This is a genomic window from Frigoribacterium sp. CFBP 13605 (genome assembly GCF_014839405.1).
GTDB lineage: Bacteria > Actinomycetota > Actinomycetes > Actinomycetales > Microbacteriaceae > Frigoribacterium.
In genome coordinates, this window is sequence record NZ_JACYNS010000095.1 from 1 (window position 1) to 9,665 (window position 9,665).

The 9,665-nt window shown below is 71.7% G+C and carries 10 protein-coding genes; 2 read left to right on the forward strand and 8 right to left on the reverse strand.

The features are described from left to right. Nucleotides 1-1,588 (reverse strand): SDR family oxidoreductase (locus tag IFT36_RS13380; protein ID WP_200413376.1); only part of this gene is annotated, 1,588 nt, incomplete at its 3' end. 26 nt (nt 1,589-1,614) lie between these two features. Here IFT36_RS13380 and deoC point away from each other — a divergent pair. Continuing rightward, on the forward strand, nt 1,615-2,343 hold the full coding sequence (deoC, locus tag IFT36_RS13385) for a deoxyribose-phosphate aldolase (RefSeq protein WP_200413377.1): 729 nt from the start codon (nt 1,615-1,617) through the stop codon (nt 2,341-2,343). A 139-nt stretch (nt 2,344-2,482) separates the two neighbouring features. On the opposite strand, the gene IFT36_RS13390 is transcribed toward deoC, so the two are convergent. Genes IFT36_RS13390 through IFT36_RS13410 form a run of 5 tightly spaced genes read right to left on the reverse strand, consistent with a single transcriptional unit; the run spans nt 2,483 to nt 5,833 of the window. Beyond that, on the reverse strand, nt 2,483-3,424 hold the full coding sequence (locus IFT36_RS13390; protein WP_123570216.1) for a bifunctional riboflavin kinase/FAD synthetase: 942 nt from the start codon (nt 3,422-3,424) through the stop codon (nt 2,483-2,485). A gap of 5 nt (nt 3,425-3,429) precedes the next feature. Beyond that, nucleotides 3,430-3,921 (reverse strand): hypothetical protein, encoded by a 492-nt coding sequence (locus IFT36_RS13395; RefSeq protein WP_233568335.1) that lies wholly within the window; start codon nt 3,919-3,921, stop codon nt 3,430-3,432. A gap of 46 nt (nt 3,922-3,967) precedes the next feature. Continuing rightward, nucleotides 3,968-4,336, reverse strand: a complete 369-nt coding sequence (locus IFT36_RS13400) for a hypothetical protein (RefSeq protein ID WP_123570217.1) — start codon at nt 4,334-4,336, stop codon at nt 3,968-3,970. Continuing rightward, nucleotides 4,333-5,232 carry a tRNA pseudouridine(55) synthase TruB gene (truB, locus tag IFT36_RS13405; protein ID WP_056045807.1) on the reverse strand — a complete coding sequence of 300 codons (900 nt, stop codon included), beginning with the start codon at nt 5,230-5,232 and terminating at the stop codon, nt 4,333-4,335. The genes IFT36_RS13400 and truB overlap by 4 nt, the downstream gene beginning before the upstream one ends. Nucleotides 5,233-5,278: 46 nt before the next feature. Then, complete coding sequence (locus IFT36_RS13410) at nt 5,279-5,833, reverse strand: nucleoside/nucleotide kinase family protein (RefSeq protein ID WP_056045810.1); 555 nt, start codon at nt 5,831-5,833, stop codon at nt 5,279-5,281. 68 nt (nt 5,834-5,901) lie between these two features. Here IFT36_RS13410 and IFT36_RS13415 point away from each other — a divergent pair, with 68 nt between their 5' ends. Next, complete coding sequence (locus tag IFT36_RS13415; protein WP_056045814.1) at nt 5,902-6,771, forward strand: HhH-GPD family protein; 870 nt, start codon at nt 5,902-5,904, stop codon at nt 6,769-6,771. Between the two features lie 28 nt (nt 6,772-6,799). Here IFT36_RS13415 and rbfA read toward each other — a convergent pair whose 3' ends face one another. Next, on the reverse strand, nt 6,800-7,339 hold the full coding sequence (gene rbfA, locus IFT36_RS13420) for a 30S ribosome-binding factor RbfA (RefSeq protein WP_159826395.1): 540 nt from the start codon (nt 7,337-7,339) through the stop codon (nt 6,800-6,802). A gap of 101 nt (nt 7,340-7,440) precedes the next feature. Then, on the reverse strand, nt 7,441-9,665 hold a 2,225-nt coding region (gene infB, locus IFT36_RS13425), incomplete at its 5' end, for a translation initiation factor IF-2 (protein WP_200413378.1).

Sequence of the window (9,665 nt, forward strand, 5' to 3'; positions counted from 1 at the left end):
TCGCGTCGGTCGTGGCCCCGCCCGCGGCACCGGCCACCCGCTCGGTCGCCCGGGCGGCCGCCTCCCGCTCGGCCGTCGCCGTGATGCGCCGCAGCATGCCCGAGAAGATCACGCCGTGGAACGGCAGGATCGCGAACCAGTAGAGGCGCCCGCCGAGTCCCTGCGGGAAGAACACCGCGCGTTGGCGGTAGTGCGAGCCGCCGTCGGGACGCGGCTCGACCGTGAGTTCCAGCCACGCGCCTCCGGGGACCTTCATCTCGGCCCGGAGCCGCAGCAGGTGGCCGCGATCGAGCTTCTCGACCCGCCACCAGTCGAGGGCGTCACCGACGCGCAGGGTGGTCGCACTGCGGCGGCCGCGACGGAGGCCCACTCCCCCGACCAGTCGGTCCATCCAGCCGCGGGCCGACCACGCCAGCGGGAACGAGTACCACCCGTTCTCGCCGCCGATGCTCTCGAGCACCTTCCAGAGCTCGGCGGCCGGAGCGGAGGTGTCGGTCTGCCGGTCGTCGGTGTAGACGATGTGCCCGGACCAGTCGGGGTCGCTCGGCAACAGGTCGCTCGGCGCGCCGGCGACCGACGAGTCCTGCCAGCTGGTCTCGACGTCGCCGTCCTGTTCACGCTGCAGGGCGAGGCGGACGGCGCGACGGTAGGGCAGCAGCCCCTCGGCGGGCGGGGGCACGACGGCGTCGATGTCGTGCTCGCGCACGACGCAGTCGTATTGCAGCGACGCGATGATCGGCACGGCGAGGGCGCGGGGCACGGGGGTGACGAGGTTGACCCACTGCGAGGCGAGCCACGGGGTGAAGACGGGGAGGGACGCGATCGGCCGCTGCTTGAGGCCGGCCTCGAGGGCGTACCCGTTCATCATCTGCCCGTACCGGAGCACGTCGGGACCGCCGATGTCGAAGGTGCGGTTGACGTCGTCGGGCACGTCGGCCGCCCCGAGCAGGTAGTGCAGCACGTCGCGGACGGCGATCGGCTGGATGAAGTTGCGGACCCACTTCGGTGCCGGCATGTAGGGCAGCACGTCCGTCAGGTGGCGCACCATCTCGAACGAGGCGCTGCCCGACCCGATGACGACGCCGGCCTGCAGGGCGACGGTCGGGACCCCGCTCGCCAGCAGGACGTCGCCGACGTCCTTGCGCGACTGCAGGTGCTTCGACAGGTCGCCCTCGGGGTGCAGTCCGCCGAGGTAGACGATCCGGCGGACACCCGCGTCGCGCGCCGCGTCGGCGACGGTGTGCGCCGCATCGGCCTCCGCGCGCTCGAAGTCGCCCTTGCCACCCATCGCGTGGGCGAGGTAGTAGACGACGTCGACGCCCTCCATGGCGGGACGCACCGTCTCGGGGTCGGTCAGGTCGCCCTGGACGACCTCGACGTCGCCGGACCAGGGCACGTCCCGCAGCTTCTCGGGCGATCGCACCAGCACCCGCACGTCCGCCCCGGCGGCCACGAGCCGCGGCGTCAACCGCCCGCCGATGTACCCGGTCGCCCCGGTCACCAGCACCCGGCGGGAGGCCACGGCGTGGTCGGTGTCGCTCGTGACGGGGGCGCTCGACGGCTCGGCGTCGGGAGTGTTCGCTGACATGGGCCCAAGCTACGCTGGACCCCATCATGACTACCCAGCAGCTCCCCACCGTCTCCGCCGTCGCCGGCATGATCGACCACGCGATCCTCAAGCCCGAGCTCACCCGCGCCGAGGTCGACGCGGCCCTCGACGACGCCGCCGCGAACCACGTCTTCAGCGTCTGCGTCCGGCCCTCCGACATCGCGCACGCCGTCGAGCGTCTCGAGGGCACCGGCGTGCTCGTCGGCACCGTCATCGGCTTCCCCCACGGCACGACCTCGACGGCGGCCAAGGCCGCCGAGTCGCGCCAGGCGATCGCCGACGGCGCCGCCGAACTCGACATGGTCGTCAACATCGGCTGGCTGCGCAGCGGCATGACCGACGAGGTCGAGGCCGACGTGCGCGGCGTGGTCGAGGCGGCGGGCGACACGCTCGTCAAGGTCATCCTCGAGACGGCCCACCTCGACGACGACCAGATCGTCGCGGGTTCGACGGCCGCCGAGCGCGCCGGGGCCGCCTTCGTCAAGACGTCCACCGGCTTCGCGGGGGGCGGGGCGACGCTCCCGCACCTGCGCCTCATGCGCGAGGCGGTCTCCGACTCGGTGCAGGTCAAGGCCTCGGGCGGCGTGCGCGGCCTCGACACCGTGCTCGAGATGCTCGACCTCGGCGTCACGCGCTTCGGCACGAGCGCCAGCGGCACGATCCTCGCCGACCTGGCGCACCGCCTCGAGACGGGCCGTGCCTCGGGCGCGGGCGACGACACGACGTCGTACTGACGAGCCGAGGAGGCGCGGGTGACGTCGACGACGTGACCCGCGCCTCCTCGGGGCCGTCGGGCCGCACCCTCGCACGGCTCGGCGTCCCGTCGTCGACGTGCGCCGGACGATCGACTCACGGCGCTCGACGCGAGACGCCTCAGGCGGTCGGCAGCCCCAGGATCTCGCGCGTGCGGACGACGTCGGCCCGGATGTGCGCGATCAGGGCGTCGAGCCCCTCGAAGCGCACGTTGCCGCGCACCCAGTCGACGAAGTGGACGGTGACCTCGAGCCCGTAGAGGTCGAGCGAGACGTCGAGCAGGTGCGCCTCGACCTGCTTGGCCGGCACCCCCTCGAACGTCGGGTTGTTGCCGACCGACACGGCCGCCGGGTAGAGCGTGTCGCCGACCGAGACCCGGGCGGCGTAGACGCCGTCGGCCGGGACGAACCCCTCGCTGTCGCGGGCCAGGTTGGCCGTCGGGAAGCCCAGCTCGCGGCCCCGCTGTTCTCCGTGGACGACGATGCCGCGCACCGACGGCTCGCGGCCGAGCAGGACGCCGGCCTCACGGACGTCACCCGCGTCCATCAGCTCGCGGATCCAGGTGGACGACGCTCGGCGGCCGCCACTCGGTCTCACGTCGTCGATCGACACGACCCGGAACCCGCGCGAGGCACCGAGGCCGCGCAGGGTGTCGACGGTGCCGCTGCCGCGCACGCCGAACCGGAAGTCGTCACCCACGAACACGACGCGGGCGTGCAGGGCCCCGACGAGGATGCGGTCGACGAACTCGTCGGGCGTCAGCGCCCGCAGCTCGGCGTCGAAGGTGAGCATGAGGGTCGCGGCGACCCCGGCCTCGTCGAGCAGCTCGCGCTTCTGACGGTTGCTGACGAGAGCCGTCGGCACGTCGTCGGGTCGCAGGACCGCCAAGGGGTGCCGGTCGAACGTGACCACGGTGGACACGAGACGCTCGTCGCGCGCCACCCCCTCGAGCATGTCGATCACGGCGCGGTGCCCGACGTGGACCCCGTCGAACTTGCCGATGGTGACGGCGCTCGGCCCGAAGTCGGGCGGCACGTCGCCGACCAGGTCGTAGAACTGCACGCGCGCTACCTCGTCGTGCCCGGGTCGCGAGGGACCCCACCGGCCCCCACGCCGTCGGCGCCCGCCCGGTCGACCCCCGAGGCGTCGACGGCCCGGGCCACGCGGCCCTGTCGGCGCAGCCACAGGATGCCGAGCACGGGCAGGACGAGCGGCACGAAGCCGTACCCGCGACCGAAGAACGACCACACGGTGTCGTGCGGGAAGAGTTCGGGGTCGAGCACGGTCACGAGACCGATGATCAGGACGCCGGCGAGCTCGAAGCTGATGGTCGCCCAGGCCACGGCGTACCACCCCTGGCCGCGACCGATGAGGGCCACGGTGGCGACGATGTAGACGACGGCCGACAACGCGCTCAGGGTGTAGGCCAGCGGGGCCTCGGAGAACTGGGTCGCGATCTGGAAGACCGACCGACCGGTGGCGGCGAGGGCGAGGAGGGCGTACACGGCGATGAGGACCCGGCCGAGGCCGACCGCGCGCGTTGACTTCTGAGTGACCATCTCGTCAAGGATAGGACTCCGACGCCTCCACCGCCGACCGGGTGGGTCAGAGGCCCTGGACGGTCCAGATCTGGAACATCCGGTAGACCATCACCGCGATCGCGAACGACGAGGTCGCCAGCACGAGGTTGCTCCAGCGCGTCCGGTCGACGAGGGCCCAGACCGTCGCGAGGGGCGGCAGGAGGATGGCCGAGACCAGGTAGATGTAGAACTCGACGAGGTTGCCCGTCGGTCCGTTGCCGACGAAGGGCGCGACGATCGCGACGACCAGCTGCACCAAGAGGAGCAGCAGCACGACGGCACCCGTGCCGACGGTGATGTCGTCGGGCTGACGCTTGGCGAAGCAGGCGACCACGCAGACGATGCCGGCCACCACGGCCACCACGACCTGCACCCAGGTGAACCACTCGATCATGCCTGCACCTCGTCGGTCGGGAAGTTCACGATGGGCTTGGCGGCCCCGCCCCGCACCGAGACCAGGCCGGCGAGGGCGCCCGTCGGGGTGACGGCGGCGACGGGCCCCGGGGTGTCGGCCAGCTCGACGGCCACGCGCTTGCCGTGCCCGAGGTCGACGGCCTCGGCAGCGGTCATCGACCACTCGGGGAAGAGGGTACGGGCGACGTCGACCGGAGGGAGCAGCGCCGGGGCGACGTCGATGCCCTCGAGGACGGAGGCGCGGGTCACGTCGAACGGCCCGACCCGCGTCCGACGCAGTGCGGTCAGGTGTCCCCCGACGCCGAGGTCGGCTCCGAGGTCGCGGGCGAGGGCCCGGACGTAGGTGCCGGACGAACACGAGACCCGCACGTCGAGGTCGCGCACGGGCACACCGTCGACGACGGCGTCGCGTCGCTCGAGCACGGTGAACTCGGAGATCGTCACGTCGCGGGCCGTCAACTCGACCTCGACCCCGGCACGGGCGAGGTCGTAGGCGCGACGGCCGTCGACCTTGATCGCGCTGACCGTGGTGGGCACCTGGCTGATCGGCCCGGTCAGTCGCGCGATGCCGGCGTCGACGGCGTCGTCGGTGACGTCTCCGGCCGCGGTCGTCGAGACGACCTCGCCGTCGCTGTCGTCGCTGGTGGTGGAGACGCCGAGGCGGATGGTGGCGTCGTAGCCCTTGTCGAGGCCGACCAGGAAGGTCAGGAGGCGCGTCGACGAGTTCAGGCCCAAGACCAGCAACCCCGTGGCCAGCGGGTCGAGCGTGCCGGCGTGGCCGACCTTGCGCGTGCCCGCGGCCTTCCGCACACGGGAGACCACGTCGTGGCTGGTGATGCCCTGCGGCTTGTCGACGAGGAGGAGACCGCTGTTCACCCGACGACGTTAGCGCAGCAGGACCGCGACCAAGCCGGGGACGCGCTCAGCACGCGTCGTCGAAACGTCGACGGGGGTGCTCGCGGTCGGAGTTGTCGACGACGGCCGAGGCCCTGGCCCGGGCGTCGAGTCGCGAGTCGTCGGCCGTGACCCACACCCGGTAGTGCCACAGCCCCGCGAGGCCGGGGCGGGCGAGGTCGGTGCCGTCGACGAGCAGCACCGCGTCGGCGGGGCCCGTGACCCAGGCGGACTCGACCGCACGGTCGGCGTCGGCGTCCCAGGCCCGGTCGACCCAGCCCGTGCTGCCGCCCATCCGGAACGGCTCGACGAGCACCCGTCGGAAGAGGCTCTCGTCGAGGACCGGAGCGGAGTCACGAGATGCCCCTGCGGGCCGTTTCTCGAAGCCGGCGAGCGAGGCACGGAACGCCGCTTGGCCCTGCTCGCGGAAGGCCTCGAGGAGGTCGTCGGCGAGACCGGCCGCACCCGCGCCTCCATCGCTGTCGATCGCGACGAGCACGCGTCCGCGCCCGTAGTTGTGCACGATCTCGGTGGCGAGTTCGCGCAGCGTGTCCTTCTTGGCAGGGGCCCATCGGGTGGTCATGAGGCCACCGTACGCCCGACGGCCGGGACCTCGCCGGGCACGCCCTCGACGAGCCGTAGGCTCGTACGGTGAGCATCTCCCCCGCCGTGGCCGCCTGGTTCCGCGAGAACGGTCGCGACCTCCCGTGGCGGCGTCCCGGCTTCACGGCCTGGGGCACGCTGGTCAGCGAGATCATGCTCCAGCAGACCCCCGTGGCCCGCGTCGTGCCACGACTCGAGCAGTGGCTCGACCGCTGGCCCACACCACGCGACCTGGCGGCGTCACCGGCCTCCGAGGCCGTGCGCGCCTGGGAACGCCTCGGCTACCCGCGTCGGGCCCTGGCCCTCCACGCCGCCGCCGTGGCCATCACCGAGCGACACCACGGGGTCGTGCCGGAGGACGTCCCCTCGCTCCTGGCACTGCCCGGCATCGGCGACTACACCGCACGGGCCGTCGCGGTCTTCGCCTACGGCCACCGGCACCCCGTCGTCGACACGAACGTCCGCCGGGTCCTGGCCCGTGCGGTCGAGGGACTCGCCGAACCGTGGGCGCCGAAGGCCTCGCGCGACCTCCCCCTGATGGAGTCGCAGCTGCCCGACGACCTCGAGGAGGCGCGGGTCACGAACGCGGGCGTCATGGAGTTGGGTGCCCTGGTCTGCACGGCGCGGTCACCGAAGTGCGACGTCTGCCCGCTGGTCGACCGATGCGCGTGGGTGCTGGCGGGTCGTCCTGCGCACACCGGGCCGCGCCTCCGGACCCAGGCCCGCTTCGAGGGATCGGACCGCCAGGTGCGCGGATTGATCCTGGCCGAGCTGCGGGCCAGCGACGTCCCCGTCACGGCGGCCGAGATCGCGACCGTCTGGCCGGACGACGTGCAACGCGCGAGAGCCCTCGCCGGGCTGCTCCGTGACGGTCTGGCCACGGGGTCGCCCGACGAGGGCTATCGCCTGCCCGACTGAGGCGGGGGCGTCCTGACGGGTGCTCTGGCTAGCGGGTCGAGCCGTCGGGCTCGGTCGACTCGCCTGCGGCGGGTGCCTCGAGCTCGTCGTCCATCGCCAGGTCGTCGTCGAGTTCGTCGTCCGCGTCGAGGTCGTCGTCCGCGTCGAGGTCGCGGGGCTTGACGTACGGGTCGGCGTCGCCGGCGTACTCGGCCGACGAGGCCATGGTCTGGCTCTCGTGGTCGCGCTGGCGAGCTTCTTGCAGCAGACGGTCGATCGAGGCCGCGTTCTCGGGGAGTGCGTCGAGGATGAACTCGAGGCTCGGGGTGAGCCGCGCGGTGATGTTCTTGCCCACCTCGCTGCGCAACATGCCGGTCGCCGACTTGAGGGCGGCACCCGTGTCGCGCCGTTCCTCGTCGGTGCCGTAGACCGTGTAGAAGACCGAGGCGTGCTGCAGGTCTCCCGTCACCTTGACGTCGGTGATCGTCACGAACCCGAGTCGAGGGTCCTTGATGCCGCGTTCGAGACGCCGCGCGATGATCTCGTGGATGCGGTCGGCCATCTTGCGGGCGCGTTGCGCGTCAACCATTGTTCACTCCTGTTCGTGCTGCTCGCCGCCGTGGCGAGAGGGGTGAGGCCCCGCCCCGACCGTAGTCGGAGCGGGGCCTCGTGTACTGCGACGACGCCGGGTCAGCCCCGGGGCTTCTCGACCATCTCGATGGTCTCGATCTCGTCGCCGATCTGGATGTCGTTGAACTTGCCGAGACCGATACCGGCCTCGAAGTCCGTCCGCACCTCGGTGACGTCGTCCTTGAAGCGACGCAGCGAGTCGATCGCCAGGTTGTCGCCGACGACGACGCCCTCGCGGATCACGCGGGCACGAGCGTTGCGGGTGATCGTTCCCGAGCGCACGATGACACCGGCGATGTTGCCGACCTTCGACGAGCGGAAGATCTCGCGGATCTCGGCGACACCGGACTGCTTCTCCTCGAACTCGGGCTTGAGCATGCCCTTGAGCGAGTTCTCGATGTCCTCGAGGGCCGCGTAGATGACCGAGTAGAACCGGACGTCGACACCCTCGCGAGCAGCGCGCTCACGAGCCTTCGTGTCGGGACGGACGTTGAACCCGATGATGACCGCGTTGTCGACCGTGGCGAGGTTGACGTCGCTCTCGGTGACGGCACCCACACCGCGGTGGATGATGCGCAGCTGCACGCTGTCGTCCACCTCGATCTTGAGCAACGATTCTTCCAGCGCCTCGACGGCACCGGACACGTCACCCTTGATGATGATGTTGAGGGCTTCGACCTTGCCCTCTTCGAGAGCACGGGTGAAGTCCTCGAGCGAGATGCGCTTGCGGGCCTTGGCCAGCGAGGCGTTGCGCTCGACGGCTTCGCGCTTCTCGGCGATCTGACGGGCGGTGCGGTCCTCCTCGGTGACGAGGAAGGTGTCACCGGCCCGGGGAACGCTCGACAGACCCTGGACCAGCACGGGCCGGCTCGGGTAGGCCTCGTCGACCGAGTCGCCGTTCTCGTCGACCATGGCGCGGACGCGGCCGTAGGCCGTACCGGCGACGATGGCGTCACCGACGCGCAGCGTGCCCGACTGGATCAGGACCGTCGCGACGGCACCGCGACCCTTGTCGAGACGGGCCTCGATGGCGACGCCGCGGGCGTCCTTGTCGGGGTTGGCGCGCAGGTCGAGACCGGCGTCGGCCGTGAGCAGGACGGCCTCGAGGAGGGCGTCGATGTTCTTGTTGTCACGGGCCGACACGTCGACGAACATGACGTCTCCGCCGTACTCCTCGGCGACGAGGCCGTATTCGGTGAGCTGCTGACGCACCTTCGCCGGGTTCGCGCCCTCTTTGTCGATCTTGTTGACCGCGACGACGATCGGCACGCCGGCCGCCTGGGCGTGGTTCAACGCCTCGACGGTCTGCGGCATGATGCCGTCGTCCGCCGCGACCACGAGGATCGCGATGTCGGTCACCTGGGCACCACGGGCACGCATGGCGGTGAACGCCTCGTGACCGGGGGTGTCGATGAAGGTGATGGCGCGCTCGACGCCCTCGTGCGGAGCCCACACCTGGTAGGCGCCGATGTGCTGCGTGATGCCACCGGCCTCGCCGGCGACCACGTTGGCGTTGCGGATCGCGTCGAGCAGACGGGTCTTTCCGTGGTCGACGTGGCCCATGACCGTGACGACCGGGGGGCGGATCTGCAGGACGGACTCGTCCTCGTCCTCGAGCTCTTGCTCGAGGTCGATGTCGAAGCCCTCGAGGAGCTCTTTGTCTTCGTCCTCGGGCGAGACGACCTGGATGTTGTAGCCCAGCTCTTCGCCGAGAACCTGGAAGGTGGCCTCGTCGAGCGACTCGGTCGCCGTCGCCATCTCACCGAGGTGGAACAGGACGGTCACCAGGTTGCCGGGGCTCGCGTCGATCTTGTCGGCGAAGTCGCTGATGGACGCACCACGACGCAGACGGACGATCGTGTTGCCGTCGCCGCGGGGGACGCTGACGCCACCCAGCGACGGGGCCGACCGCATCTCGAACTCGGCCCTCTTCGTCCGCTTCGACTTGCGTGCCTTGCTCTTGCCGCCACCACGACCGAACGCACCGGCGGTTCCGCCACCGGGGCCGCGGCCTCGACCGCCACCACCGGAGGGACGGGGTCCGCTGAAGCCGGGACGGAAGCCGCCGGCCGCGCCGGGGGCACCGGCGCCGGGACGCTGGAAGCCACCGCCGGCACCACCGGGACGACCCGCGCCGCCACCGGCGGGACGCTGACCGAAGCCATTGGGACGGGGGCCGGCACCGACGCCGGGACGCGGAGCGCCCGGACGAGGAGCACCGGGACGGGGAGCCTGCGGGCGCGGGCCCGCGGCGCCGCCGGGACGGGGCATGCTGCTGGCCGCAC